The sequence below is a fragment of the Nocardioides sp. URHA0020 genome, assembly GCF_000620705.1.
In the GTDB taxonomy this organism is placed as follows: domain Bacteria; phylum Actinomycetota; class Actinomycetes; order Propionibacteriales; family Nocardioidaceae; genus Nocardioides.
This window is the reverse complement of sequence record NZ_KK211168.1, coordinates 254,915-280,905: the sequence shown is the minus strand read 5'-3', so window position 1 is coordinate 280,905 and position 25,991 is coordinate 254,915. Positions and strand designations below refer to the sequence as shown.

Sequence of the window (25,991 nt, the reverse complement as noted above, 5' to 3'; positions counted from 1 at the left end):
GCGAACAGTAGCGCCGACTAGCGTCCGGAGTCGCCGATCCGGAGCAGGACCGTGTAGCGGTCGGCGGAGGCGCCGACGGCGCGGGCCAGGCGGGCGAACGCGTCGAGCACCAGGTCGGCGGTGAAGGACGTGCCGGGCACGGCGAGGGCGAGCCGGTCGTCGCGGCGGACGAGCAGCACCTCGCCGTGGCGCCACACCTGGTGCGTGCGCTGGCGTACGGCGTCGGCCGCGACCGGCGCGGGGTGCGCCTCGTCGACCGCGAAGAGGTCGCACGCGAGCGGCTCGTGACCGTCGGAGGTGAGCTCGCCGGGTACGGCGTACCCCGTCCGCAGCCCGGTGTGCGCCGCCCACGTGACCTCGGCGACGCCGAGCCACTCGGGCAGGTCGAAGGCGTCCACCGGGGCGAGCGCACTCACAGCGGTGACGCCTCGTCGGGCGACAGCCCGGCGTTCAGGGACGACTCGGCCTTGCGGCGGTCGTGGACCCGGGCGAGGACCTCGGAGATGAAGTAGAGGATGACCATCGGCACGGCCATGATCGTCATCGTGAAGGGGTCGGTCGACGGGGTCGCGATCGCGGCGAAGACGAAGATCCCGATGATGATCCACGGCCGGTACTGAGCGAGCGTCCTGCCCTTGACGACCCCGGCGCGGTTGAGCATCACCACGAAGACCGGGATCTCGAAGGCGAGCCCGAAGACCAGCAGGGTCCGGGTGAGGAACTGCAGGTACTCGTTGAAGTCGACCAGGTTCGTGATGCCGTCCGGGTTGAGCCCGATCAGGATCTCGAGCCCCTTGGGGAGCGTCACCCAGCCCAGCAGCACGCCGATGAGGAAGAGCGGCACAGCGACGGCGACGAAGATCCGGGTCCAGCGCTTCTCGCTCGGGTGCAGGCCCGGCATCACGAACGCCCAGATCTGGTAGAGCCAGACCGGACAGGTGACCAGGAGGGCGGCGAAGCCGCACAGCTTCAGGTAGAGCATCAGTCCGCCGCCGGGACCTTGGGTGATCGCAAGGCTCGACTGCGGGGGCAGGCCGTTGTTGGCCTGCTCGTACGGCCCGTAGACGAAGTCGAAGAGCTGGTCGAAGAAGAACAGCGACACCGCGAAGACGACCAGAAAGGTCAGCGCGACCTTCAGGACGCGTGCGCGGAGCTCGCGGAAGTGGTCCGAGAGCGCCATCCGGCCGTCGTCGCCCACCGCGTGGACGGGCTGGCCGGAGAAGAGCCGAAAAATACCTCGTAGCGCCACGGGCGTGCGGGGCGTCCGGGGGCTCAGCCGTTGTTCTTGTCGGCCTGGCGGTCCTCGGCCTGCGGCTGCTCCGGGCTGGTCGGCGGCAGCTCGACCGGCGGCGGCGCCACGGGCGGCGTGGTGGTGTCCTTGACGTCGTCATCGTCGTCGCGCAGGCCCTTGGTCTCGGCCTTGAAGATCCGCAGCGCCTGACCGGTCCCCCGCGCCAGGTCGGGCAGCTTGGCGGCGCCGAAGACCAGCACCACGATCGCCAGGATCACGAGCCACTCGGCTCCCTGGGGCATTCCGATCAAGGGGTAGAGCATCGTGACCTCATCTGTTGGTGTCGGGCGTCTTTCATCGTACGCCCTGGCTTAGACCTGATCGGCTCTCATCCGTACAGGTTGAGTGTCGCGCGCGCGGCGTCGGCGTACGACGCGGCGTACTCCGGCGGTCCGAGCACGCGGACGTGCGGCGCCAGCCGCAGCAGCAGACGCTGCAGCCAGCGCTCGTTGGCGACCACGAGGTCCACCTCGAGCCGACCGCCACGGCGGCGGCGTACGGCGTGGACCGGGTAGTACTCGACGATCCAGCGGGCCGCCGGATCGAGCTCGAGCGTCGCCACGGTGCTCTCCGGCGACCGGGGGAAGAAGCCTTCCTTGGCGAGGTCACGTGGCGGCTCGGGCTCGGACAGGACCTCGCTGTCGAGGACCACCGCCTCCGCGATCCGGTCGAGCCGGAAGAGACGGGGCGCCTGCGCGCTGTGGGACCAGGCATCGAGGTAGGTGAACCCGTCGGTGGTGACGATGCCCCGCGGGTCGACGATCCGCTCGGACTGCTCGTCGCGCGATGGCACGTAGTAGCTGAGCCGCACCTGCCGGTGCTGGGCGGTCGCGCGGCGCAGCTCGGCCTCGAGACGGACCAGCTCGGGGCCGCCCGGCGTGTCGCCCGGGTCGACCTGCGCCACCGGCGAGCCGTGCGCGGCTGCCGCCTCGAGCTTGGCGAGCGCGCGGTCGACGATCTCGCGGGTCTCCTCACCGGCGCTGCCGCGCAGGGCGCGGAGTGCGACGATGATCGCCGTCGCCTCGGTGGGGGTCAGGCGCAGCGGCCGGGCGAGGTAGTCGGCGTTGGTGACCCGGATGACGCCGTCGCCGCCGTCGCCCTCGAGGGCGTCCAGGTCGACGTCGATGAGGTCGTCGGGGTAGCCACCGGGCAGGCCGCACATCAGCAGCACGTTGAGGTCGGCGAGCACCTGGTCGGTGGGTACGCCGAGCGCGACGGCCGCGTCCTCGAGCCGCACCGCTCCTCGGGCGTGCAGGAAGGGCACCAGGGTCAGCAGGCGGGCGACCTGGTCCTTGGCCCCGGCGGGCTGCACGCTCATGCGAGCACCGCCTGCAGCCGCGCGACGACCTCGGCGCGCAGCTCCTCGGGCGACTCGACGTACACGGCCGCGCCGTACCCGAGCACCTCGTCGGCCACGCCGGTGCCGCCGCGGTTGATGCGGACCCGGTCCCACGGCGTCACGGTGTCGGGACCCGCCACGTCGGTCTCGACCGACACGGCGTCGGCGCGCAGCGCGACGCCGGCGTCGCGACGCACCAGGACGACGGCCTCGCCGGTCGCCGGAGCCGGCGCGAGGCGTACGGCGGTCGCCCGGACGTCGGTGCCGGGCGGCACGTCGTACGAGCCCGGCTCGCCGCGCCGGCGTGCCTCGCCCTCGACGCGGGAGAGCCGGAAGACCCGCTCCTGCTGCCGGTCGGTGTCGAAGCCGACGACGTACCAGCGCCCGGAGTAGCGCACGACCCCCCAGGGCTGCAGGTGCCGGGTGGTGGGACGAGCGGCGCCGGGGCGGCGGTAGTCGAACTCGACCGGGGTGCGCTCCTGGGTGGCCTCCCAGAAGACGTCGAACGACGGCTCGTCGGCCGAGAGCCGCGGCTCGGCGATGTCGAGCGCCGACTCGTCCACCTCGACGCCCAGGGCGGTGAGCTTGCGGACCGCCTCGGTCGTCGCGTCGGCGAGCCGGGCGTGCTGCCACACCCGCGTCGCCAGCCCGATCACGGCCGCCTCGTCACCGGTCAGCGCGATGTCGGGCAGCGCCAGCTTGTCCGGACGGACCCGGTAGCCGGGCTCGTCGTCGAAGTAGGCGTCCATGTTGCCCACCTCGATCGGTACTCCGAGGCTGCGCAGCTCCTCCTTGTCGCGCTCGAACATCTTCTCGAACGCGTCGTCGGAGGCGTCCGGGTAGAGGAACTCCCGGATCCGGTCCTTGCTGACGTAGTGGCGCTGGACCAGCAGCATGATCAGCAGGTTGAGCAGACGCTCGCTCTTCCTGCCCGTGGCGCTCATGCTGCTGATCCTTCCCGATGGATCAGGATGCAGCCAGGATGTCGACGACGAAGTACAGCGTGTCGGTGCCCTTGATGCCGGCCTGGGCGTTGCCCGCCTTGCCGTAGCCGTCCGCGGGCGGGATCGCGAGGATCACCCGGCTGCCGACCTTGGCGCCGACCAGGGTCTTGTCCCAGCCGGGGATGACCTGGCCCGCGCCGATGCCGAACGTCGCCGGCGACTTGCTGTAGCTCTCGTCGAAGGGCTTCTTCGCCTTGTAGACCTGGCCGAGGTAGTTGACCGTGATGCTCTGGCCCTTCTTGACCACGTCGCCGGTGCCCTCGATCAGGGCGGCGGAGCGCAGCTTGCCGTCGGGCTTCGGCGTACCGGTGAAGTCGAGGCTGGTGACCTTGTCACCGTCTGCGACCAGCTTGGGCGCCCAGGCCGGGGCGGGCTTCTTGGCACCCTCCGGGGCCTTGAGGACGGTGGTGGACTTCATCAGGTCGACGACGATGAGGACGTTGTCCTTGTTGCCGATGCCCATCTCCGCGTTGCCGCTGTCGCCGAACGCGTCTGTCGCGGTGGCCGTGACAGCGACCCGCGAGCCGACGGTCTGCTTGAGGAGGGCGTCCTTGAAGACGGGGCTGAGGTCGGCGCTCGCCGGGATCGTCTGAGGCTGACCCAGCTTGTAGGTGTTGTAGGCCTCCTTCTTGGTCGTCCCGTTGCCGATCCAGATGTTGGTGACGACCTGGTCGCCCTCGGCGACCTTGTCGCCGTCGCCCTTGCTCACCACGGTGGTCTGGGTCTTGGAGACGTCGAGCTTGCCGTCCCACTTCACGGTGGGGGCCTTGCCGATGTCACCGGTGATCTTGATGCCGTGCAGGGCATCGCTCGAACCGGTGTCGCTCTTGTCGTCGCTGTCGGAGCCGCAGGCGACCAGGGAGGCGCCCAGGAGCAGCGGGAGGAGCAGGACCGGGAGGCGTCGGAGACGTCGTGACACAGGTTCAACCTTCAGTTCGGGGGTACCAGCCCCGACACTTTAGCCGCCGTCCCTGAGCGGAACCTGACCGCCGGGGTTCGCGGTTTGGTCACCAACCGCAGGAGATGGCGCCCGATCCATGCGGTTGGTGACCAAACCGCACGTCGTCGACCGTCACATGCCGTCGATGAGGCGCTGGACGCGCTCGTCGTACGCCCGGAAGGGGTCCTTGCACAAGACGGTGCGCTGCGCCTGGTCGTTCAGCTTGAGGTGCACCCAGTCGACGGTGAAGTCGCGGCGGCGCTCCTGGGCCCTGCGGATGAACTCGCCGCGGAGACGGGCACGGGTGGTCTGCGGCGGCACCGACTTGGCCTCGAAGATCTTCAGGTCGGTCGTGACCCGGGCGACCATCCCGCGCTTCTCGAGGAGGTAGTACAGACCCCGGTTGCGGTGGATGTCGTGGTAGGCCAGGTCGAGCTGGGCCACCCGGGGGTGGCCCAGGGGCAGCCCGTGCTTGGCGCGGTACTGCTCGATCAGCTTCCACTTGATGACCCAGTCGATCTCGCGGTCGACCAGGCCGAGGTCGTCGGACTCGACGGCCTTCAGGCCCCGCTCCCACAGGTCGAGGGCCGCCTCGATCACCGGCGTGCTGATCTCGCGGCGGTCGACGAAGTCGCGAGCCTTGGAGAGGTACTCCTGCTGGATGTCGAGGGCGCTGGCCTCACGGCCGTTGGCCAGGCGTACCTTGCGGCGGCCGGTGACGTCGTGGGAGATCTCACGGATGGCGCGGATGGGGTTCTCCATCGTGAGGTCGCGCATCACGACGCCCTCCTCGATCATCCGCAGGACGAGGTCGCAACTCGCGACCTTGAGCATGGTCGTGGTCTCGCTCATGTTGGAGTCGCCGACGATGACGTGCAGGCGCCGGTACTTCTCCGCGTCCGCGTGCGGCTCGTCGCGGGTGTTGATGATCGGGCGGCTTCGGGTCGTCGCGCTGCTGACGCCCTCCCAGATGTGCTCGGCGCGCTGGGAGACGCTGAAGTTGGCACCGCGCGGGGTCTGGGTGATCTTGCCGGCGCCCACGACGATCTGGCGGGTGACCAGGAAGGGGATCAGCACGTCCGCGAGCTTGGAGAACTCGCCGGCTCGGCTCACCAGGTAGTTCTCGTGGCAGCCGTAGGAGTTGCCCGCGGAGTCGGTGTTGTTCTTGAAGAGGTAGATCTCCCCCGCGATGCCCTCGTCGTGCAGGCGCTGCTCGGCGTCGAGCATCAGCCCCTCGAGGACCCGCTCCCCCGCCTTGTCGTGGGTCACCAGCTCGACGACGTCGTCGCACTCCGGTGTCGCGTACTCCGGGTGGCTGCCGACGTCGAGGTAGAGCCGGGCGCCGTTGCGCAGGAAGACGTTGCTGCTGCGGCCCCAGCTGACGACCTTGCGGAAGAGGTAGCGCGCGACCTCATCAGGGCTCAGCCTGCGCTGGCCCTTGAACGTGCACGTGACGCCGTACTCGTTCTCGATCCCGAAGATCCGCCGGTCCACGATTGCAGCCTAGGCGCTGGATGGGCATTCGTCGGGAGGTGTGCGGCCTCTGTGTGCGCGGATTGGTCACCAACCGCATGAATTGCGGCCCTGATCAGGCGGATCCTGACCAATCGACGATGCCGCCGAGGCGCCGCCACCGGTTCATGACTCGGCTCCGACCGACCTCGGAGTACATCGAGTTGTCCACCATCCTCCTCCAGCGCCGCACCCGGCCCAGGTCGTGCGGCCGGTCCAGAGCGGTGTCGATCTCGTGCATCACGACGACCGCGTGGTTCAGCAGGTCATCGAGCACGAACCCCTTCCGCACGTACGACGACGCAGCGATCCCCCGCTCGCGCCGCAGGTCGACCTTCTGCTGGTCCTTGCGGCGATGGTGCTCGCCGTCGTACTCGTGGAGGTAGGACGTGCCGAGGACGTGGATGTCGGCCGTCGCGATCAGGCGGCCGTCCCCGTCACGGACCTCCGCCTGGGGACGGAACGGCACGTCCATCACGACGTGGAACGCCTGAAGGACTGTCTCGCCGCCTGAGTCGCTCTTCCCGGTGGCGCGCCGCCACGCCTCCCGCAACATGCGGACGCCGGGCCGACCGGACGCCAGCAGGATCGTCATCCGCGCGTGGTCGATATGACCGAGCCGTAGCGCCGACTCGAGCAGGATCAAGACGTCGAGAAGGCCCAGATCCCGGGAGGCGCGAAGGAGGATCTCCTCGGCGCTGTCGACCGGGAGGCCGTAGCGCCACGTCGGCGGGTGGCGCTCGACAAGTCGGGAGCAGATCAGGCCGTGGCGACGGGGCCGGCGCGCGTCCCCGGTCACCGCTGCGAACACCGGCACCGCGTCAGGAAGCCTGGGCAGCTGCCAGCCGAGCAGTCGAGCGCCGGTGAGGTGCGTGAACACCGCGTCAGGCGGGAGCACGAGCCGGTACGCCCGCAGGTCTCTGCGCCACTCCTGGTCCTCGCTCAGACCCGGACGCTTGGGTACGCCGAGGCCGTGGCTCACCCGGCGGATGCCCACCAGCCGTATCTCACCCCGGAACGGCGGGTCGTCTTCGGTGTCTCGGGTCATGCACTGGACGTTGCGTCCCGGCGCGGACTCGGAAACCCAGTAGTCCCTGCCTGTGGATGAACGGTCGAAGCGATCCGTCTCCGACGTACGACGTTTGGTCATCAACCGCAGACGAAAGCGCCTTGGAGCTGCGGTTGGTGACCAAACCTGGACGATCGAGGCGCCGGACAGGCACCAGCAAGGCGGCGTCAGGCGGGCGGGGCCACCGGGGGTTCGCCGGTGATCGGGTCCTCCAAGGGAGGGACGTCACCGCTGATCTGGTCGGTCGGGTCGGTCGGATCGTCGGGGCTGCCGTCGGAGGGCACGGTGCCCGGTGCGGAGTCCTCCGCCGCAGGGTCGGACGCGGTCGCCGGGCCGCGGTCGCCCAGGAGCTCGTCGAGGCGAGCGGGCCGCAGCCGCAGGAACTTCCGCGGCTGGGTCCGGGTGCGGTCCAGGATCGCGACCTCGAGGTCGTCGGTCGGGATGACCCGGTCCTCGGAGGCGGTGTGGCCCAGCGAGGCGACCGCGAGGCGCAGCGCGTCGGCGAGCGAGCCGGCCTCGACGTAGTGCTCCTTGAGGTAGCCCCCGACCACGTCGGCAGCGCCACCCATCACGGCGTACCCGTGCTCGTCGGCGACCTGGCCGTCGTACGTCAGCCGGTAGAGCTGGTCGCCGGCGGCCGTGTCGCCGATCTCGGCGACGAAGAGCTCCACCTCGTACGGCTTCTCGCCGCCGCTGGAGAAGATCGTGCCGAGGGTCTGGGCGTAGGCGTTCGCGAGCGCACGGCCGGTGACGTCGCGGCGGTCGTAGGCGTAGCCGCGCATGTCGGCCAGCCTGACGCCGGCGATGCGCAGGTTCTCGAACTCGTTGTAGCGACCGACCGCGGCGAACGCGATCCGGTCGTAGATCTCGGAGACCTTGTGCAGCGCCTGGGAGGGGTTCTCGGAGGCGAAGAGCACGCCGTCGGCGTACTGCACCGCGACCACCGAGCGACCCCGGCCGATGCCCTTGCGGGCGAAGTCGGCCCGGTCCTTCATGAGCTGCTCGGGCGAGACGTAGAACGGCATGCTCATGCGCTTGCTCCCCCGTCGAGTGCGGCGGCCGGGCCGTCGGGGCGGCCCATCCGGCCGGCGATGACCCGGTCGGCGATGGCGGCGACCTCGGAGTCGGGCATCCGGTAGCCGCCGTCGGCGGTCATCACCTGGACGACCGGGAAGATCCTGCGCGTCACGTCGGGCCCGCCGGTGGCGGAGTCGTCGTCGGCCGCGTCGTACAGCGCCTCGACGACGGCCTGCACGGTCTGCACGGCGGTGAAGTCGTCGCGGTAGAGCTTCTTCAGCGAGCCCCGGGCGAAGAGCGAGCCGGACCCGACCGAGTGGAACGCGGTCTCCTCGTAGCGGCCTCCGGTGACGTCATAGCTGAAGATGCGCCCGCCGTCGGTGTTGTGGTCGAAGCCGGCGAAGAGGGGTACGACGGCCAGCCCCTGCATCGCCATCGCGAGGTTGTTGCGGATCAGCGCGGAAAGCCGGTTGGCCTTGCCGTCCATCGAGAGCGTGCTGCCCTCGATCTTCTCGTAGTGCTCCAGCTCGGTCTGAAAGAGCCGCACCATCTCGACGGCCAGGCCGGCGGTGCCGGCGATGCCCACGGCCGAGAACTCGTCGGCCGGGAAGACCTTCTGGATGTCGCGCTGGGCGATGATGTTGCCCATCGTGGCGCGGCGGTCGCCGGCCATGATCACGCCGCCGGGGAACGTCGCCGAGACGATCGTGGTGCCGTGCGGCGCCAGGTCGCCGGCGTAGCCCTGGGGCACCGCGCGGCGCCCGGGCAGCAGGTCGGGTGCCTGGACGGACAGGAAGTCGGAGAACGACGAGGTGCCGGGCTGCAGGAACGCAGCCGGCAGGCGCGGGTCGGCCAAGGCCTACTCGCCGCCCTTCTGGATGAACGACTTCACGAAGTCCTCGGCGTTGGTCTCGAGCACGTCGTCGATCTCGTCGAGGAGGTCGTCCACGTCGCTGTCGAGAGCTTCCTTGCGCTCGGCGACATCGGTCTCGGGGGCGGTCTCGACGGCCTCCTCGGACTCCGACGAGCGACGCGGTTGCTTCTGCTCCTGTGCCATGCCACCACCCTAGCCAGTGAGCCGTGACGGCGAGCGACGACTCAGCGGGTGAGAGCGGTGAACAGCGCCTCGGCGGTGTCACTGCGGTCCAGCAGCTCGCCCACGTGGGCCCTGCTCCCGCGCAGCGGGTCGATCGTCGGCACCCGCTGCAGGGACTCGCGGCCGGGCAGGTCGAAGATCACCGAGTCCCAGGACGCGGCGGCGACGTGCTCGGCGTACTTCTCCAGGCAGCGTCCCCGGAAGTACGCCCGGGTGTCCTCCGGCGGGTCGTGCATCGCGGCCTCGACCGCGGCGTCGGTGAGCAGCCGCTCGATCCGTCCGGCTGCGACCAGCCGGTGGTAGAGCCCCTTCTCGGGGCGGATGTCGGCGTACTGGAGGTCGATGGCCTGGAGCTTGGCATCGTCCCAGTCGAGGCCGTCGCGCTGGCGGTACTGCTCGAGCAGCTGGAGCTTCGCGACCCAGTCGAGCTCGCGCGACAGCGACATCGGGTCCCGCTCGAGCCGGTCGAGCACCGACTCCCAGCGCGCCAGCACGTCGACGGTCTGCGCGTCGGCGTCGGCGCCGTAACGGTCCTCGACGTACTTCCTCGCGAGGTCCAGGTACTCCAGCTGCAGCTGGATCGCGGTCAGCTCCCGGCCGTCGGTGAGCCGCACCTTGTGCTGCAGCGTCGTGTCGTGCGAGATCGCCCGCAGCCCCGCGACCGGCCCCTCGACGGTCAGGTCGGTCGTCATGAACCGGTCCTCGATCATGGCGAGCACCAAGGACGTGGTGCCGACCTTGAGGTACGTCGAGATCTCCGCCAGGTTGGCGTCGCCGATGATCACGTGCAGCCGGCGGTACTTCTCCGGGTCCGCGTGCGGCTCGTCGCGGGTGTTGATGATCGGGCGCTTGAGCGTGGTCTCCAGCCCCACCTCGACCTCGAAGAAGTCGGCGCGCTGGCTGAGCTGGAAGCCGTGCCCCCGGCCGTCCTGGCCGATGCCGACCCGGCCGGCCCCGCACACCACCGGGCGGCTGACGAAGAACGGGGTCAGATGGCGGACGATGTCGCCGAAGGGCGTCGAGCGCCGCATCAGGTAGTTCTCGTGGGCGCCGTACGACGCGCCCTTGTTATCGGTGTTGTTCTTGTAGAGCACGATCGGCGCCCCGCCCGGCAGCTGGCCCGCGCGCCGCGAGGCGTCGAGCATCACCAGCTCGCCGGCCTTGTCCCAGAGCACGGCGTCGAGCGGCGTCGTCACCTCGGGGCTGGAGTACTCCGGGTGGGCATGGTCGACGTAGAGGCGCGCGCCGTTGGTGAGGATGACGTTGGCGAACCCGAGGTCCTCGTCGGTGAGCTGGGTGGGGTCGGCGACCTGGCGCGACATGTCGAACCCGCGCGCGTCGCGCAGCGGCGACTCCTCCTCGAAGTCCCACCGGGCCCGCCGGGCCCTGACGGTCGCCGACGCGTAGGCGTTCACGACCTGCGACGACGCGACCATGGGGTTGGCCAGAGGTTGACCCTGTACGGCGATGCCGTACTCGACCTCGTTGCCCATGACGCGTCGCACGCTCATGTGTCGAGCCTACGTGCTGGGTCGGCGCACCGGGGGCCGGTCCGGCCGGGCTGCGCGGCACGGTGGTTCAATGTCGCCACCGACCAGGAGGCCAGACCCGATGTTCAGCCGTTTGCGCGCCAAGCCCGCTGAGCCCGTCGGTCCGTCGCTCGAGTACCTCTTCGTGATGACGTACGGCCGCTCGGGCTCCACGCTCACCCAGGGGATCCTGAACTCGATCCCGGGCTACCTGATCCGGGGCGAGAACTGGCAGGCGATGCGCCACCTCTACGAGTTCGACCGCTCGGCGACTAACCAGCGCAAGGCGATGCGCCGACGGCAGCGCCAGAACGACCAGCCCGTCGGAGGCTCGACGCCGGCGTACCCGTTCTACGGCCTCGACAACTACCCGCGGCAGAAGGCTCTGCGCCTGATCCGACGGCTGGTCCTGGAGACGCTGATCCGCCCTGAGGAGGACACCCGGGTCGCCGGTTTCAAGGAGATCCGGTGGGTGGGCGAGGACCTTCCGGAGTTCGTGGCGTGGATGCGCGAGGTCTTCCCGGGTGCTCGGTTCGTCGTCAACACCCGCGACCTCGTGCACGTCAGCCAGAGCAAGTGGTGGGCCGACAACCCCAACGCGCTTGCCATCCTCCGCGAGCGCGAGGCACAGATGCTGGAGATCGCGGCCGGTCTCGGAGCCGATGCCTTCCGGATCCACTACGACGACTTCGTCGACGACGTCGAGGCGCTGGCGCCGCTCTTCGAGTGGCTGGGCGAGCCCTTCGACCGCGACCGCGTCCGCGAGGTCCTCGTGGTGCGGCACTCCTACTGAGCGGACGCCGGCTCGAGCGGCGCTGGCCCTAGGCTCGGTGGGTGACTCCCGACGACAGGACCGATGACCACTCCGCGCGCGCGGTGGCGGCAGCCGAGGCGCTGGGTCTGCCCCACGTCGTGACACGGCACGGAGCGGTCCGCTCCCTGGAGGAGGCCGCCGCGGCCCGCGGCGTCGCGCCGCGCCAGATCGTCAAGACGATGGTGGTGCGGCTCAGCGACGACGACCACCGCTTCGTGCTGGTGCCCGGCGACCGGGAGATCGCCTGGCCCAGGCTGCGAGCGCTGCTGGGCGTGAACCGGATCTCGATGCCGAGCGCGGAGACGGCGTACGACGTCACCGGCTACGTGCGCGGCACGATCACGCCGCTGGGGAGCGCGACCGCGCTGCCGGTGATCGCGGACGCGTCGATCACCGGCGCGGTCAGCATCGGCGCCGCGCCCGGCGTCGCCCTGGCAGTGGACGCCGCCGAGCTGCTCCGCGCGCTCGACGCGACCGTCGCCGACGTCACCGAGCCGTCCTGACGTCCCTCAGAGGTACTGGCCCGTGTTGGCGACGGTGTCGATTGAGCGGCCCGGCTCGGTGCCCTGCTTGCCGGTGATGAGCGTGCGGATGAAGACGATCCGCTCGCCCTTCTTGCCGGAGATCCGAGCCCAGTCGTCCGGGTTGGTGGTGTTGGGCAGGTCCTCGTTCTCCTTGAACTCGTCCACGCACGCCTGGAGCAGGTGCGAGACCCGCAGGCCCTTCTGGTCGTGGTCGAGGAGGTCCTTGATCGCCATCTTCTTGGCCCGGTCCACGATGTTCTGGATCATCGCGCCGGAGTTGAAGTCCTTGAAGTACAGGACCTCCTTGTCGCCGTTGGCGTAGGTGACCTCGAGGAACCGGTTCTCCTCGGTCTCGGTGTACATCCGCTCGACCGTGGCCCGGATCATGCCGGCCACGCACGCGTCGCGGTCGTCGCCGAACTCGGCCAGGTCCTCGGCGTGCAGCGGCAGCGAGGCGGTGAGGTACTTGCTGAAGATGTCGCGCGCGGACTCCGCGTCCGGGCGCTCGATCTTGATCTTCACGTCGAGCCGGCCGGGTCGCAGGATGGCCGGGTCGATCATGTCCTCACGGTTGGAGGCGCCGATGACCAGGACGTTCTCGAGCAGCTCGACGCCGTCGATCTCGCTGAGCAGCTGCGGGACGATGGTGTTCTCGACGTCGGAGGACACGCCGGACCCACGGGTGCGGAAGAGCGAGTCCATCTCGTCGAAGAACACGATGACCGGCGTACCCTCGCTGGCCTTCTCCCGGGCCCGTTGGAAGACCAGGCGGATGTGGCGCTCGGTCTCGCCGACGTACTTGTTGAGCAGCTCGGGGCCCTTGATGTTGAGGAAGTAGGACTTCCCCTCCTGACCGGTCTTGGCCGCGACCTTCTTGGCCAGCGAGTTGGCGACGGCCTTGGCGATCAGCGTCTTGCCGCAGCCGGGAGGTCCGTAGAGCAGCACGCCCTTGGGCGGCTTGAGCTCGTGCTCGACGAAGAGCTCCGGGTGCAGGTAGGGCAGCTCGACCGCGTCGCGGATCGTCTCGATCTGGCCGAAGAGACCACCGATGTCGGAGTAGTCGATGTCGGGGACCTCTTCGAGGACGAGCTCCTCGACCTCGGACTTCGGGACCTTCTCGTAGACGTAGCCCGAGCGGGTGTCGAGCAGCAGCGAGTCGCCGGCCCGGATCTTCTGGTTGCGCAGCGGCTCGGCGAGGCGTACGACGCGCTCCTCGTCGGCGTTGGCGATGACCAGGACCCGGTCGCCGTCGGCGAGCAGCTCCTTGAACATCACCACCTCGCCGACCTTCTCGTACTCGAGGGCGGCGACGACGTTGAGCGCCTCGTTGAGCATCACCTCCTGGCCACGGTGGAGGTGGTCGAGGTCGACGCTCGGCGAGACGTTGACGCGGAGCTTGCGACCGCCGGTGAAGACGTCGATCGAGTCGTCGTCGTTGCGGTTGAGGAAGGTGCCGAAGCCGGCGGGCGGCTGCGCCAGCCGGTCGACCTCCTCCTTGAGCTTCATGATCTGGTCGCGGGCCTCGCGCAGGGTCTGGGCCAGTCGCTCGTTCTGCGACGTGAGGCCGGCCAGGGACCGCTGGGCGTCAGCGAGCCGGAGCTCGAGACCGCGGGAGCCGCTGGGGCTCTCGCTCAAGCGCATCCGGAGCTCCGAGACCTCGGCCTCCAGGAACCGGACCTGCTCGACGAGCTCCGCGGGGGTGCGATCCCCCGCGCTGGAAACGCCATCGGACATCGACATCAGCGCCACCTCCTGTGCGTTCGACCCTACCCGCGCCACCCCACGACCGGCGTACCGATTGCGGGGAGTTGGTCACGATTTGGACGCGAGGCCGTCGTCGTGGGCGTGCGGATTGGTCACCAACCGCAGATATCGGGCGCAGATCTCTGCGGTTGGTGACCAAACCGCAGCGGTGGGCGGCTACTCGGCCGGCTCGACCGGGATCCCGGCGGGGCGCGGGCCGGCGTAGTCGACGCCGTACGCCCCAGGCGCCGGGCGGCGCTTCTTCATCGGTGCCTTCTCCCCCGGCGCCATCCGGCGGGCGGTCACCAGGAAGGCCGTGTGGCCGATCATCTTGTGGCCGGGGCGTACGGCGAGGCCCTCGACGTGCCAGTCGCGCACCAGCGACTCCCACGCCTGCGGCTCGGTGAAGCCGCCGTGCACCCGGACCGTCTCCACGAACCGCGAGAGCTGGGTGGTGGTGGCGACGTACGCGCACACGATGCCGCCGGGCCACAGGGCGTCCGCGGCGGCGTCGAGGCACTCCCAGGGCGCGAGCATGTCGAGGATGATGCGGTCGGCGCGCTCACCCGACGCCGGCAGCGCCTCGGCCAGGTCGCCGACGGTGAGGTCCCACGCAGGGTGGGTCTCGCCCTCCGGGCCGCCGAAGAACTGCTGGACGTTGCGGCGCGCCACGTCGGCGAACTCCTCACGGCGCTCGTACGACGACACCCGGCCGAACGGGCCGACGGCCCGCAGCAGCGAGCAGGTCAGCGCGCCCGACCCGACACCGGCCTCGACGACGTGGGCGCCCGGGAAGATGTCGGCGAAGGCCACGATCTGGGCGGCGTCCTTCGGGTAGACCACCGCGGCACCGCGCGGCATCGACACGACGAACTCCGAGAGCAGCGGGCGGAAGACGAGGTACTCGCCGCCGGAGGACGAGACGATCGTGAAGCCCTCCTCGCGGCCGATCAGGTCGTCGTGCGACATGCCGCCACGGTTGGTGTGGAAGGTCTTGCCGGGCTCGAGGCAGATGTTGTGCCGCCGGCCTTTGCCGTCCAGGAGCCGCACCCACTCGCCGGCGCGGAGCGGTCCGCGGTGGACGCCGGACCACGCCTCGGTGGCGACGTCGGGCGCGTTGGACGGTGTGGGGCTTGCTTCGGGGGCTGCTGCGGGGGTGTCGGACACCCCCGGAACACTAGTGTCCGCCCTGCTGGAAGGCCCTATCGACGTCGGCCGTGGTCAGGACGCCGAAGACCGACCCGTCCTCCTCGATCAGCAGGTACTCCGCCGCGGGGTAGCTGGTGATCGCCGTGACCAGGTCCTCCCCGGCGATCGCGGCCGGCAGGCGCAGTCCGTCGTCGAGCGAGCGAGCCACGGCCGAGGTCGTGACCCACGGACGTCGTTCCTCGGGGGTCGCCTCGAGCGCGGCCTCGCTGACGATGCCGAGCGGCTCGCCCGCGGAGGTGACGGTGATCAGGCTCCCGGCCTGCGCGTCCTGCGCGCGGCGTACAGCCTCGGCCAGCGGCAGGTCGCCGGGAACCGCGAGGGTACGGCGCGCGAGGCTGCGGGCGACCAGGTGCGGGAGTCGGCTGCGCAGCCGGGCCGACGACATCGCGGCGGTGGCGCCGGTCCACAGGAAGGTGGCGACGACGAAGGCCAGCAGGAAGTCCAGGACCGTCGGGTCGACTCCGGTCAGCTGTGACTGCACCACCGGCCACAGCATGGCGGCGACCGCGGTCACGCGCCCGGCCCAGCCCGCGACGATCGTGCCGCGGTGGACGTTGCCCGACACCTTCCAGACGAACGACTTGAGGACCCGGCCGCCGTCGAGCGGGAGCCCGGGGATCAGGTTGAGGACGCCGACGAGCAGGTTGGCCCCGGCGAGTCCCTCGACCGCGACCAGCAGCAGGCCGTCGGGGGTGATGAACCAGAGGCCGAGAGCCACGACGCCGACCGCGAGCGAGGTCAACGGTCCGACGACCGCGATCAGGAACTCCTCGCGCGGCTTGCGCGCCTCCTTCTCGATCGACGTCATGCCGCCGAGGAAGTGCAGCGTGATCGAGCCGACCTGGAAGCCGAGGCGCTGGGCCATCACCGCGTGGGACGCCTCGTGGAGCAGCACCGAGAGGTAGAGGATGACCGCGAACGCGAAGCCGGCGACGTACTTCCAGGTGCCGATGCCCGGCGAGGAGGCCTCGATCCGCGGCGCGACGATGAAGGCGATGAGTCCGGCGACGAGGAACCACGACGAGGAGACGAGCACGTCGCTGCCCGCGATGGTGCCGATCTTGAACGTGCCGGAGGGCCGCGGGCTACGGGGCGAGTCGGGCACGCTTGGAGGCTAGCCGAGGGTACGTCGGCGGGCTCGCCTAGGGTGACGGCGTGGGTGTGGAGCAGGAGTCGCCGGCGGCCCGGGTGTCGACGCCGGTCGACGGGGTCGACGTCCTCGGGGCCCTGTCCCCCAGCCGCGCCGGCGACTTCATGAGCTGCCCGCTGCTCTACCGCTTCCGCACGATCGACCGGCTGCCGGAGCCGCCGTCGCCGGACGCCGTGCGCGGCACCGTCATCCACAAGGTCCTCGAGGACCTCTTCGACCTCCCGGCGGTCGAGCGGACCCCCGAGCAGGCGGACGCCATGCTGGCGCCGGCCTGGGAGGCGCTCGTCGCGCAGGAGCCCACGCTCGTCGACATGCTCGGACCGACCGACGGGCCCGCGATCACGGCCTGGCTGGCCCAGTGCCGCTCCGTGCTGGCGCGCTACTTCACGCTCGAGGACCCGAGCCGCCTGGAGCCGGCGGAGCGCGAGCTGTACGTCGAGGCGCTGCTCGACTCGAGGCTGCTGCTGCGGGGGTTCGTGGACCGCATCGACGTCGCCCCTGACGGCGCCATCCGCGTCGTGGACTACAAGTCGGGCAACGCACCTCCCGAGATGTTCGAGGCCAAGGCGCTCTTCCAGATGAAGTTCTACGCGCTGGTGATCTGGCGGCTGCGCGGTGTCGTGCCCGCCATGCTGCAGCTGGTCTACCTCGGCAATGCGCAGATCCTCCGCTACGTCCCCGACGAGGACGACCTGCTCGCGACCCAGCGCAAGGTCGAGGCCGTGTGGCAGGCGATCAGGCTGGCTCAGGAGACAGGTGACTGGCAGCCCAACCGCGGGCGGCACTGCTCCTGGTGCGCCCACCAGGCCATCTGCCCCGCCTGGGGCGGTACGCCGCCGCCGCTCCCGGAGCGGGTGGTCACCAGCGTCGCTCTGCCGGTCGACGAGCTCGCTGACTGACCTGCGCGGACCCACGGTTTGGTCACCAACCGCAGATCTCGGGGCTCGGATGTTGCGGTTGGTGACCAAACCGCGCACCTGTGCGCCGACGGCTCAGCGGTGGAAGTCGGCCCAGATCTGACCGAGGTCGGCACCGACCAGGGTGTCGGCGAAGACCCGACGCTCGGTGGCCAGCACCGGGACGTGGTTCTCGACCACCAGCACCAGGCAGCCGGCGCTCTCGGCGGACCGGGCACCGGTGTTGGAGTCCTCGACCGCCATGCAGTCGCCGGGTTCGACGCCCAGGGCGGCGGCCGCGGTCAGGTAGGGCTCCGGGTGGGGCTTGCCGAACTCCACGATGTCGCCGGTGACCATCACCCGGAAGGTCTCGGGCGGCAGCTGGGCCAGGATCGGCGCGACGAAGCGCTGGTAGGACATCGTGACCAGCGCGCACGGCGTACGGGCCGCGGACAGCTGCTCCAGGATCTCGCGAGCGCCCGGACGCCACGGCACCTCGACCTCCACGCGCGCGACGACGCCGTCGAGGAGCTCCTCGACGATCTGCTCGGCCGACGGCTCGATGCCCATGTGCTCACGGATGTAGCGCCCCGACTCGATCAGGTCGTTGCCGACCAGGTTGAGCGCGTGCTCGCGGCTCCACGTGCCGCCGTGCCGCCGGGCGATCTCGAACTCGGTGTCGATCCAGTACGGCTCGGTGTCGACGAGCGTGCCGTCCATGTCCCAGAGGACGGCCCGCGGGAGCGCCGGCTCAGTCATCGGGGTCGTAGCCCAGGTTGGGCGAGAGCCACCGCTCGGCCTCGGCCAGGGTCCAGCCCTTGCGCTCGGCGTAGTCCGCGACCTGGTCGCGCGCCAGGCGCCCGACCACGAAGTACTGCGAGCCCGGGTGGGAGAAGTACCAGCCGGAGACGGCCGCTCCCGGCCACATCGCCATGCTCTCGGTGAGCTGGATCCCGGTGCTGGCCTCGACGTCCAGCAGCTCCCAGATCGTGAGCTTCTCCGTGTGCTCGGGGCAGGCGGGGTAGCCGGGCGCGGGGCGGATGCCGGAGTACTTCTCGGCGATCAGGGCCTGGTTGTCGAGGTCCTCCTCCGCGACGTGGCCCCAGAACTCGGTGCGCACGCGCTGGTGCAGCCGCTCGGCGAAGGCCTCCGCCAGCCGGTCCGCCAGCGCCTCCAGCATGATCGCGGAGTAGTCGTCGTTGGCGTCCTTGAACTCCTGGATCCGCTCCTGAGAGCCGAGCCCGGCCGTCACGGCGAAGGCGCCGACGTGGTCCGGCAGCCCGGTCTCGCGCGGCGCGACGAAGTCACCCAGCGACCGGTTGGGTACGCCGTCGCGGTGCTCGCCCTGCTGACGCAGGTTGTGCAGCGTCGTGAGCACCGTGGAGCGGGACTCGTCGGCGTACACCTCGATGTCGTCGCCGACGGCGCTGGCGGGGAAGAAGCCGTAGACGCCGTTGGCGCGCAGCCACTTCTCGGCGATCACCCGGTCGAGCATCGCCTGGGCGTCGTCGTAGAGCGCCCGGGCGGTCTCGCCGGTGGTGGGGCTGTTGAGGAGGTCGGGGAACTTCCCCTTCATCTCCCACGCGTTGAAGAACGGCTGCCAGTCGATGTAGTCGCGCAGCTCGGCGAGGTCGTAGTCGGTGAGCACGTGGGTGCCGGGCTGGCGCGGGGCCGGCGGCTGGTAGCCCGTCCAGTCGATCGGCGTCCGGTTGGCGCGAGCGCGCTCGAGGCTCAGCATCGGGCGGTCGTGCTTGGTCGCGTGCCGCTCGCGCAGCGAGTCGTAGTCGGCCTGCACGTCGGCGAGCAGCCGGGGCCGCTGGGCGTCGCTGAGCAGCGCCGCGAGCGTCGGCACCGACCGGGAGGCGTCCTTGACCCAGACGACGGGGCCGTCGTACTTGCCGTCGACCTTGACGGCGGTGTGGGCGCGCGAGGTGGTGGCGCCGCCGATGAGCAGCGGGATCGTGAACCCCTGGCGCTGCATCTCGGAGGCGAGGTTGACCATCTCGTCCAGCGAGGGCGTGATCAGTCCCGACAGTCCGATCGCGTCGGCGCCGACCTCCCTCGCCGTGTCCAGGACCTTCTGGGCCGGCACCATCACGCCGAGGTCGATCACCTCGAAGTTGTTGCACTGCAGCACGACGCCGACGATGTTCTTGCCGATGTCGTGGACGTCGCCCTTCACGGTGGCCATCACGATGGTCCCGTTGGTGTCCTTGGCGGTGGCGTACTCGGGGTTGTCGAGCTTCTCCTGCTCGATGAACGGGATGAGGTAGGCGACGGCCTTCTTCATCACGCGCGCGGACTTCACGACCTGCGGGAGGAACATCTTGCCGGCACCGAAGAGGTCGCCGACGACGTTCATGCCGTCCATCAGTGGGCCCTCGATCACCTCGATGGGCCGGCCGCCACGCTCGGAGATCTCCCGACGGAGGTCCTCGGTGTCGGACTCGACGAACGCGTCGATGCCCTTGACCAGCGCGTGCGTGATCCGCTCGCCGACGGGCAGCGAGCGCCACTCCTCGGCCGTCGCCTCGACGACCTCGCCGGCCTTGTTGTGGGCCTCGGCGATCTCGAGCAGCCGCTCGGCGGCGTCGGGGCGCCGGTCGAGGACGACGTCCTCGATCCGCTCGCGCAGCTCGGGCTCGACCTCGGAGTACGGGATCAGGGCGCCGGCGTTGACGATGCCCATGTCGAGCCCGGCCTCGATGGCGTGGAAGAGGAAGACCGCGTGGATGGCCTCGCGCACCGGGTTGTTGCCCCGGAAGGAGAAGCTCACGTTGGAGATGCCGCCCGAGACCTTGGCACCGGGCAGGTGCTGCTTGATCCAGCGGGTGGCCTCGATGAAGTCCCTGCCGTACGACGCGTGCTCCTCGATGCCGGTCGCCACGGCGAAGACGTTGGGGTCGAAGATGATGTCGTCGGGCGGGAAGCCGACCTCGTCCACGAGGATCCGGTAGGCACGCTCGCAGATCGCGATCCGGCGCTCGAGGTTGTCGGCCTGGCCGTCCTCGTCGAAGGCCATCACGACCGCAGCGGCGCCGTACTTGCGCACCAGGCGCGCCTGCTCGCGGAACTTCTCCTCGCCCTCCTTCATGGAGATCGAGTTGACGATCGGCTTGCCCTGCACGTTCTTCAGGCCGGCCTCGATGACCTCCCACTTGGAGGAGTCGACCATGATCGGGACGCGGCTGATGTCGGGCTCGGAGGCGATCAGCTTGGTGAAGCGGTCCATGGCCGCGACGCCGTCGATCATGCCCTCGTCCATGTTGATGTCGATGACCTGCGCGCCGTTCTCGACCTGCTGCAGCGCGACCGCGAGCGCGGTGTCGTAGTCGCCGGCCTTGATCAGGTTGCGGAACTTCGCGGAGCCGGTGATGTTGGTGCGCTCGCCGACGTTGACGAAGAGGCTGTCGTCGGTGATGGTCAGCGGCTCGAGGCCCGACAGGCGGGTGCCGGCCGCGAGGTCGACCGGCGTACGACGCTCCCGGTCCCCCACCGCGCGCGCGATCGCCGCGATGTGGGCCGGCGTGGTGCCACAGCACCCGCCGACCAGGTTGACGAAGCCGCTGTCGGCGAACTCCGCGAGGATCGCGGAGGTCTCCTCGGGCGCCTCGTCGTACTCGCCGAACGCGTTCGGGAGGCCGGCGTTGGGGTAGCACGACACGAACGAGTCGGCGAGTCGCGCCATCTCGGCGATGTAGGGCCGCATCTCCTTGGCCCCGAGCGCGCAGTTGAGGCCGACCGCGAGCGGGCGGACGTGGCGCACCGAGTCCCAGAAGGCCTCGGTGACCTGGCCCGAGAGCGTGCGTCCCGAGGCGTCGGTGATGGTGCCGGAGACGATGACCGGCCAGCGACGGCCGTGCTCCTCGAAGAGCGTCTCGACGGCGAAGATCGCGGCCTTGGCGTTGAGGGTGTCGAAGATCGTCTCGATCATCAGCAGGTCGGAGCCGCCGTCGACGAGACCCCGGGCGGCCTCGAGGTACGCCGCGACCAGCTCGTCGAAGGAGACGTTGCGGGCACCGGGGTCGTTGACGTCGGGCGAGATCGAGGCGGTCCGGGTCGTGGGCCCGAGCGCGCCGGCGACGTAGCGCGGCCGGTCGGGGGTCGCGACCGCGTCCGCCTCGCGTCGGGCCAGCCGGGCAGCCTCCAGGTTGAGCTCGTAGCCGAGCTCCTCCAGGCCGTAGTCGCGCAGCGACACCGCGTTGGCGTTGAAGGTGTTGGTCTCGATGATGTCGGCGCCGGCCTCGAGGTACTCGCGGTGGATCCCGGCGATGATCTCGGGCTGGGTGATGGTCAGCAGGTCGTTGTTGCCGATCAGGTCGCTCGGCCAGTCGGCGAACCGCTCGCCGCGGTAGCCCGCCTCGTCGGGGCGGTCGCGCTGGATGGCGGTCCCCATCGCGCCGTCGAGCACCATGATCCGAGTCTCGAGGGCACGCGTGAGCGCCTCGGTGGCATCGGGTCGCAGCTCGGACGGCACGGTTCTCCTCTCGTGGCCGCGGACGACGGCCAGGGTTCAAGCCTAGGAACAGCGCCCAGGACTCGGACCTGATTCCCAGATCGTGACACCGGGCGTCCGGCCCGCGGAAATCGTGGGCGGACTACGCTGGGAGGGTGATCGAGCTGGAGGGTGTGTCGGGCCTGGTGGATCCGATCGTCATTGCGGCGTTCGAGGGCTGGAACGACGCTGCCGACGCGGCCTCGTCCACCGTCGACCACCTGATGAAGGTGTGGAGCGCCCGGGTCGTCGGAGCCATCGACCCCGAGGACTACTACGACTTCCAGGTCAACCGCCCGTCGGTGGGCGTGGACGACAACGGCCATCGCCGGGTCAGCTGGCCGAGCACCCAGATCGCGATCGCGTCCCCGCCGACGCTGGACCGCGACATCATCCTGGTCCGCGGGATCGAGCCCAACATGCGCTGGCGCCGCTTCTGCGCCGAGCTGCTCGCCGCTTGCGACGACCTCGGAGCGGAGCTGGTCGTCACCCTGGGAGCGCTGCTCGCCGACACCCCGCACACCCGCCCGATCCCGGTGACCGGCACCGCGACCGAGGCCGAGCTGGTGGACCGCCTCAAGCTGGAGGAGTCGACGTACGAGGGACCCACCGGCATCGTCGGGGTCTTCCAGGACGCCTGCGTGCAGCTGGACATCCCGGCGGTGTCCTACTGGGCCGCCGTGCCGCACTACGTCGCGCAGCCGCCGTGCCCGAAGGCGACCCTGGCGCTGCTCGGCCAGCTCGAGGACCTGCTCGAGGCGAGCATCCCGCTCGACGACCTGCCCGAGGACGCCCGCGCGTGGGAGCGCGGGGTCGACGAGCTCGCCGAGGAGGACGAGGACGTCGCCGACTACGTGCGCTCCCTCGAGGAGACCCGCGACACGACGGAGCTCCCCGAGGCCTCGGGCGAGGCGATCGCGCGCGAGTTCGAGCGCTACCTGAAGCGTCGCCAGGACCCCGAAGCCTGAGCGCTCAGCTCAGCGCAGCCACACGGCTAGCCCGAGCGCGGCGTCGACCGCGACCAGCATCTGCATGCCCGCCTCCGGGTCGGAGGTGTCCGCGAGGCCGTCGTTGCCGAGGGTCGCCTCCACCCACCGGTCGACCGCGGCGGTCGCCCGAGGAGCGTCGAGGTCGTCGGCGAGAGCCTCGAGGATCTCTGCGACCACCGGGGCGGCCGGTGCGCCCGCGCCCAGCGACAGCGCGCGGCGCCAGCGGTCGAGGTCGTCGACCGCGGTCCACAGCTCGTCGTCGACCCACTCCCAGTCGGCGCGGTAGTGGTGCCGCATCAGGGCCAGGCGGATCGCCATCGGGTCCACGTCGCTGTTGCGCAGGGCCGAGACGAAGACGAGGTTGCCCCGCGACTTCGACATCTTCTCGCCGTCGTAGGCGACCATCCCGCCGTGGCTGTAGACCTGCGCGAACGCGGTGCCGGGCACGGCGACCTGCGCGTGGCCCGCGCACATCTCGTGGTGCGGGAAGACCAGGTCGCTGCCGCCGCCCTGCACGTCGAAGGCGCCGCCGAGGAACTCCTGCGCGATCGCGGTGCACTCGATGTGCCAGCCCGGGCGACCGGGACCCCACGGGCTCTCCCAGGAGGGCTCCCCCTCCCGCTCGCCGCGCCACACGACGCAGTCGAGCGGGTCCTTCTTGCCGGGACGGTCGGGGTCGCCCCCGCGCTCCGGGAAGATCTCGAGCATCTTCTCGCGGGTCCAGCCCGACTCCGCGCCGAACGCCGGGTCCGCGGTCACCGAGAAGTAGAGATCGTCCTCGACGCGGTAGACCGCACCGGCGGCCTCCAGGACCTTGATCAGCTCGATCACGAGCGGGATCGACTCGACGGCGCCGATGTAGTGCGCCGGCGACAGCACCCGCAGCGCGGTCATGTCCTGGCGGAAGAGCTCGGTCTCCCGCTCGGCCAGCTCCACCCAGTCGACGTGCACCTTGGTGGCGCGCTCCAGGAGCGGGTCGTCGACGTCGGTGACGTTCTGCACGTAGGTGACGTCGTGCCCGGCGTTGCGCCAGGCCCGGTTGAGCAGGTCGAAGGCGACATAGGTGTTCGCGTGGCCGAGGTGGGTGGCGTCGTACGGCGTGATGCCGCAGACGTACATCCGGGCCGGACCCTCGGGCGTGGTCGTCACCAGCTGGCCCGACGGGGTGTCGTGGAGGGCGACCGGGGGGCCCACCACGGGCAGGGTCGGGAAGTCCGGGGAGGGCCAGGCGCGCATGTGCCGAAGCCTAGCGAGTGGCGATCAGAACGGCGGCCACGGGATGGCCGGCCACTCCCCGCGGGGCGACGGCAGCACCGCACGCTCGGCCAGTCGCGCGCACCGACGGAAGAGCGCGTCGATCTCGACGTCGGTCAGGTGCTGGGCCAGCTCGTCGCCGAGCGGCCCGGCCAGGGCGCTCCGGACCCGCTCGACGCCGGCGAGCTCCTCGTCGGTGAGCGCCTCGCCCAGCCAGCCCCACAGCACCGTGCGCAGCTTGTGCTCCGCGTGGAAGGCCACCCCGTGGTCGACGCCGTACCGGTGGCCGTCGGACATCTCCAGCACGTGGCCGCCCTTGCGGTCGGCGTTGTTGGCGAGGACGTCGAAGACGGCCATCCGCCGCAGCGGCTCGCTGTCCTCGTGGATCAGCGAGATCGGCCGGTCCTGGCCGTCGACGCCGTCGAACACGTGCCGCCACCCCGCGGGCACCTCCCCCTCGGGCACCAGCGTCACCGCGACCTGCTCCGGGTCGGGTTCCTGCCACCGCTGCACCATGCCCACGCCGTGCGGTCCGTCGCGCAGCCAGGTCTGGGGTACGACGTTCCACCCCGTCGCCTCGGAGAGCAGGTACGCCGCGCGCTCGCGGTCGGCGAGCGTGCCGTGCGGGAAGTCCCAGAGCGGCCGCTCGCCGGAGACCGGCTTGTAGACGACCTGCACCCCGTCGATGTCGCCGAGGAACGTGGCGTTGGAGGCCGGCATGATCCGGCCTCGCAGCTCGATGTCGCCCGCCAGGAGGTCGGGCAGCGGCTCCGCGGTCACGCCCGGCTCACGGCTCTCGTCGCCGGAAGCCGTTCGCCCGCACGCACAGGTGGCCGTCCGGGTCGACGGGCGAGCCGCAGAAGGGGCAGTCGGGCCGCCCGGCGCCGAGCACCTGCTCGGTGCGCTTGACGAACGCGCGCGCCGTGCCGGCCGGGATCCGCACCAGGAAGACCTCGTCGGGCTCCGGCTCCGCGAAGTCCTCGTCGTCGAGGTCCGCGACCTGCTCGGGGCTGATCACCGCGGCCTCGCTGTAGGGGAAGACCTCGATCACCAGGCGCTCGTCGGCCGCGTCCCACGACAGCGTCATGGTGCCCGCGCGGAACTCCTCCTCGATCGGCTGCTCCAGGGGCGCGGAGTCGTCGAGCCCGAGGGGCGCCATCGCGGGGACCACGGCGTCGCCGTGGATGCTGGCGAGCACCTCGTCGAGCAGCTCGTCGATACGCTCCGCCAGGGCCTGCACCTGCTGCTTCTCCAGGGCGACGCTCACCAGACGGGCGCCGGCGCGGGCCTGCAGGAAGAACGTGCGCTGTCCCGGCGGGCCGACGGTGCCCGCCACGAAGCGGTCGGGCGGGTCGAATCCGTGGACGATCGGAGCCATGCCAGTCACCCTAGGCGGTGACCGAAGGGCCGGCGCCACCGCCGACCGCAGCGTCCTCGGAGGCCTTGCGTCGCGTCGACTTCCGGGCCGGTGCGGGAGCGAGCCAGGACAGGTCGCCGGAGTGCGTGTTGGTGGCCAGCACGTAGGGCCGGGTGGCGGTGTAGCGGATGATCGAGACCGAGGCCGGGTCGACGTGCAGCCGCTGGAAGAGGTCCAGGTGCATCCCGAGCGCATCGGCCAGGACCGACTTGATCAGGTCGCCGTGGCTGACGGCCACCCAGACCGCGCCGGCGCCGTGCTCGGCCTCGATCTCCGCGTCGCGACGGCGTACGGCGGAGACCGCCCGCGCCTGCATCGCGACCATCGACTCACCGCCGGGGAAGGTCACGGCGGACGGCTGCGCCTGCACCGTCGCCCAGAGCTTCTCCTTGGCGAGCTCCTTGAGCGAGCGACCCTGCCACTCGCCGTAGTCGCACTCGGTCAGCCCGCGCTCGGACGTCGCCCGCAACGAGCCGGGCTGCGCCGCGAGGATCGCCTTGGTCGTCTGGCGGCACCGCTCCAACGGGCTGGTGACCGCCGCGACGAGCGGTACGACGGCCAGCCGCTCGCCGGTCCGGTCGGCCTGGGTCGCGCCCACCTCGTCGAGCCGCACCCCCGGGGTCCGCCCGGCGAGCACCCCCGACGCGTTGGCCGTCGTACGCCCGTGCCGGACCAGGATCACCGTTGCCATGTCGGCGACTGT

General features: G+C 70.6%; 25 protein-coding genes. 4 read left to right on the top strand and 21 right to left on the bottom strand.

All coding sequences use genetic code 11. From position 1 onward, the window contains the following. Positions 1-17 precede the first annotated feature (17 nt). From N542_RS0113045 to dop, 12 genes are all read right to left on the bottom strand, one after another. Positions 18-416: a hypothetical protein gene (locus N542_RS0113045; protein WP_028644290.1), complete on the bottom strand. Its 399-nt coding sequence runs from the start codon at positions 414-416 to the stop codon at positions 18-20. Next, complete coding sequence (gene tatC, locus N542_RS0113040; RefSeq protein WP_231482636.1) at positions 413-1,180, bottom strand: twin-arginine translocase subunit TatC; 768 nt, start codon at positions 1,178-1,180, stop codon at positions 413-415. The genes N542_RS0113045 and tatC overlap by 4 nt, the downstream gene beginning before the upstream one ends. A gap of 92 nt (positions 1,181-1,272) precedes the next feature. Further along, positions 1,273-1,533 (bottom strand): twin-arginine translocase TatA/TatE family subunit, encoded by a 261-nt coding sequence (gene tatA, locus N542_RS24790; RefSeq protein ID WP_036507735.1) that lies wholly within the window; start codon positions 1,531-1,533, stop codon positions 1,273-1,275. A gap of 86 nt (positions 1,534-1,619) precedes the next feature. Then, positions 1,620-2,609 carry a helix-turn-helix transcriptional regulator gene (locus N542_RS24785; protein ID WP_036507733.1) on the bottom strand — a complete coding sequence of 330 codons (990 nt, stop codon included), beginning with the start codon at positions 2,607-2,609 and terminating at the stop codon, positions 1,620-1,622. Continuing rightward, the gene (locus tag N542_RS0113025; protein WP_028644288.1) at positions 2,606-3,574 is read right to left on the bottom strand and encodes a helix-turn-helix transcriptional regulator; all 969 of its coding nucleotides are present in this window, start codon (positions 3,572-3,574) and stop codon (positions 2,606-2,608) included. The genes N542_RS24785 and N542_RS0113025 overlap by 4 nt, the downstream gene beginning before the upstream one ends. 22 nt (positions 3,575-3,596) lie before the next feature. Next, entirely contained in the window at positions 3,597-4,553 is a 957-nt protein-coding gene (locus N542_RS24780) for an FKBP-type peptidyl-prolyl cis-trans isomerase (RefSeq protein WP_051551734.1), read from the bottom strand. A gap of 153 nt (positions 4,554-4,706) precedes the next feature. Beyond that, the gene (gene pafA / locus N542_RS0113015) at positions 4,707-6,068 is read right to left on the bottom strand and encodes a Pup--protein ligase (RefSeq protein ID WP_028644287.1); all 1,362 of its coding nucleotides are present in this window, start codon (positions 6,066-6,068) and stop codon (positions 4,707-4,709) included. A gap of 94 nt (positions 6,069-6,162) precedes the next feature. Further along, entirely contained in the window at positions 6,163-7,134 is a 972-nt protein-coding gene (locus N542_RS0113010) for a hypothetical protein (protein ID WP_028644286.1), read from the bottom strand. Positions 7,135-7,322: 188 nt separating this feature from the next. Next, the gene (gene prcA, locus N542_RS0113005) at positions 7,323-8,186 is read right to left on the bottom strand and encodes a proteasome subunit alpha (RefSeq protein ID WP_028644285.1); all 864 of its coding nucleotides are present in this window, start codon (positions 8,184-8,186) and stop codon (positions 7,323-7,325) included. Beyond that, positions 8,183-9,028, bottom strand: coding sequence for a proteasome subunit beta (gene prcB, locus N542_RS0113000; RefSeq protein WP_028644284.1), 846 nt, complete (start codon positions 9,026-9,028; stop codon positions 8,183-8,185). Before prcB ends, prcA begins: the two co-directional genes overlap by 4 nt. 3 nt (positions 9,029-9,031) lie before the next feature. After that, a complete protein-coding gene (locus tag N542_RS0112995; RefSeq protein WP_028644283.1) occupies positions 9,032-9,229 on the bottom strand; it encodes a ubiquitin-like protein Pup in 198 nt (65 codons plus the stop codon). Positions 9,230-9,270: 41 nt separating this feature from the next. Next, on the bottom strand, positions 9,271-10,779 hold the full coding sequence (gene dop, locus N542_RS0112990) for a depupylase/deamidase Dop (protein WP_028644282.1): 1,509 nt from the start codon (positions 10,777-10,779) through the stop codon (positions 9,271-9,273). Between the two features lie 100 nt (positions 10,780-10,879). Between dop and N542_RS24775 the strand changes: the two genes are divergently transcribed. Both N542_RS24775 and N542_RS0112980 read left to right on the top strand, forming a co-directional pair. Beyond that, positions 10,880-11,590 carry a sulfotransferase gene (locus N542_RS24775; RefSeq protein ID WP_197025952.1) on the top strand — a complete coding sequence of 237 codons (711 nt, stop codon included), beginning with the start codon at positions 10,880-10,882 and terminating at the stop codon, positions 11,588-11,590. 41 nt (positions 11,591-11,631) lie between these two features. Further along, positions 11,632-12,114, top strand: coding sequence for an aminoacyl-tRNA deacylase (locus N542_RS0112980; protein WP_028644281.1), 483 nt, complete (start codon positions 11,632-11,634; stop codon positions 12,112-12,114). A 6-nt stretch (positions 12,115-12,120) separates the two neighbouring features. Here the strand turns inward: N542_RS0112980 and arc are convergent, their stop codons facing one another. From arc to N542_RS0112965, 3 genes are all read right to left on the bottom strand, one after another. Further along, complete coding sequence (arc, locus tag N542_RS0112975; protein WP_028644280.1) at positions 12,121-13,875, bottom strand: proteasome ATPase; 1,755 nt, start codon at positions 13,873-13,875, stop codon at positions 12,121-12,123. A gap of 180 nt (positions 13,876-14,055) precedes the next feature. Further along, on the bottom strand, positions 14,056-15,045 hold the full coding sequence (locus N542_RS24770; RefSeq protein ID WP_081795182.1) for a tRNA (adenine-N1)-methyltransferase: 990 nt from the start codon (positions 15,043-15,045) through the stop codon (positions 14,056-14,058). Positions 15,046-15,055: 10 nt separating this feature from the next. After that, entirely contained in the window at positions 15,056-16,192 is a 1,137-nt protein-coding gene (locus tag N542_RS0112965) for a site-2 protease family protein (protein WP_028644279.1), read from the bottom strand. A gap of 50 nt (positions 16,193-16,242) precedes the next feature. On the opposite strand from N542_RS0112965, the gene N542_RS0112960 reads away from it, so the two are divergent. After that, entirely contained in the window at positions 16,243-17,136 is an 894-nt protein-coding gene (locus N542_RS0112960) for a RecB family exonuclease (protein ID WP_331279587.1), read from the top strand. Between the two features lie 93 nt (positions 17,137-17,229). Here N542_RS0112960 and N542_RS24765 read toward each other — a convergent pair whose 3' ends face one another. Further along, entirely contained in the window at positions 17,230-17,892 is a 663-nt protein-coding gene (locus N542_RS24765) for an HAD family hydrolase (RefSeq protein ID WP_036507729.1), read from the bottom strand. After that, entirely contained in the window at positions 17,885-21,547 is a 3,663-nt protein-coding gene (metH, locus tag N542_RS0112950) for a methionine synthase (RefSeq protein ID WP_231482677.1), read from the bottom strand. The genes N542_RS24765 and metH overlap by 8 nt, the downstream gene beginning before the upstream one ends. A 197-nt stretch (positions 21,548-21,744) precedes the next feature. Here metH and N542_RS0112945 point away from each other — a divergent pair, with 197 nt between their 5' ends. Next, the gene (locus tag N542_RS0112945; protein WP_028644276.1) at positions 21,745-22,596 is read left to right on the top strand and encodes a PAC2 family protein; all 852 of its coding nucleotides are present in this window, start codon (positions 21,745-21,747) and stop codon (positions 22,594-22,596) included. 9 nt (positions 22,597-22,605) lie between these two features. Here N542_RS0112945 and mshC read toward each other — a convergent pair whose 3' ends face one another. From mshC to N542_RS0112925, 4 genes are read right to left on the bottom strand one after another with little or no spacing between them, the layout of a single operon-like run. Continuing rightward, positions 22,606-23,853: a cysteine--1-D-myo-inosityl 2-amino-2-deoxy-alpha-D-glucopyranoside ligase gene (mshC, locus tag N542_RS0112940; RefSeq protein ID WP_028644275.1), complete on the bottom strand. Its 1,248-nt coding sequence runs from the start codon at positions 23,851-23,853 to the stop codon at positions 22,606-22,608. 24 nt (positions 23,854-23,877) lie between these two features. Further along, on the bottom strand, positions 23,878-24,651 hold the full coding sequence (locus N542_RS0112935; protein WP_036507726.1) for an SCO1664 family protein: 774 nt from the start codon (positions 24,649-24,651) through the stop codon (positions 23,878-23,880). A 7-nt stretch (positions 24,652-24,658) separates the two neighbouring features. Continuing rightward, on the bottom strand, positions 24,659-25,249 hold the full coding sequence (locus N542_RS0112930) for a DUF3090 domain-containing protein (protein ID WP_028644273.1): 591 nt from the start codon (positions 25,247-25,249) through the stop codon (positions 24,659-24,661). Positions 25,250-25,259: 10 nt separating this feature from the next. Further along, positions 25,260-25,979 carry a histidine phosphatase family protein gene (locus tag N542_RS0112925; RefSeq protein WP_028644272.1) on the bottom strand — a complete coding sequence of 240 codons (720 nt, stop codon included), beginning with the start codon at positions 25,977-25,979 and terminating at the stop codon, positions 25,260-25,262. Between the last annotated feature and the right edge of the window lie 12 nt (positions 25,980-25,991).

What these genes read in the sequence shown, in the direction of transcription:
- tatC (WP_231482636.1), bottom strand. Translation starts at nt 1,180, where the DNA reads ATGGCGCTCTCGGACCACTTCCGCGAGCTCCGCGCACGCGTCCTGAAG.
- tatA (WP_036507735.1), bottom strand. Translation starts at nt 1,533, where the DNA reads ATGCCCCAGGGAGCCGAGTGGCTCGTGATCCTGGCGATCGTGGTGCTG.
- N542_RS24785 (WP_036507733.1), bottom strand. Translation starts at nt 2,609, where the DNA reads ATGAGCGTGCAGCCCGCCGGGGCCAAGGACCAGGTCGCCCGCCTGCTG.
- N542_RS0113025 (WP_028644288.1), bottom strand. Translation starts at nt 3,574, where the DNA reads ATGAGCGCCACGGGCAGGAAGAGCGAGCGTCTGCTCAACCTGCTGATC.
- N542_RS0113010 (WP_028644286.1), bottom strand. Translation starts at nt 7,134, where the DNA reads ATGACCCGAGACACCGAAGACGACCCGCCGTTCCGGGGTGAGATACGG.
- prcA (WP_028644285.1), bottom strand. Translation starts at nt 8,186, where the DNA reads ATGAGCATGCCGTTCTACGTCTCGCCCGAGCAGCTCATGAAGGACCGG.
- N542_RS0112995 (WP_028644283.1), bottom strand. Translation starts at nt 9,229, where the DNA reads ATGGCACAGGAGCAGAAGCAACCGCGTCGCTCGTCGGAGTCCGAGGAG.
- dop (WP_028644282.1), bottom strand. Translation starts at nt 10,779, where the DNA reads ATGAGCGTGCGACGCGTCATGGGCAACGAGGTCGAGTACGGCATCGCC.
- N542_RS24775 (WP_197025952.1), top strand. Translation starts at nt 10,880, where the DNA reads ATGTTCAGCCGTTTGCGCGCCAAGCCCGCTGAGCCCGTCGGTCCGTCG.
- arc (WP_028644280.1), bottom strand. Translation starts at nt 13,875, where the DNA reads ATGTCGATGTCCGATGGCGTTTCCAGCGCGGGGGATCGCACCCCCGCG.
- N542_RS24765 (WP_036507729.1), bottom strand. Translation starts at nt 17,892, where the DNA reads ATGACTGAGCCGGCGCTCCCGCGGGCCGTCCTCTGGGACATGGACGGC.
- metH (WP_231482677.1), bottom strand. Translation starts at nt 21,547, where the DNA reads ATGGTGCTCGACGGCGCGATGGGGACCGCCATCCAGCGCGACCGCCCC.
- mshC (WP_028644275.1), bottom strand. Translation starts at nt 23,853, where the DNA reads ATGCGCGCCTGGCCCTCCCCGGACTTCCCGACCCTGCCCGTGGTGGGC.
- N542_RS0112930 (WP_028644273.1), bottom strand. Translation starts at nt 25,249, where the DNA reads ATGGCTCCGATCGTCCACGGATTCGACCCGCCCGACCGCTTCGTGGCG.
- N542_RS0112925 (WP_028644272.1), bottom strand. Translation starts at nt 25,979, where the DNA reads ATGGCAACGGTGATCCTGGTCCGGCACGGGCGTACGACGGCCAACGCG.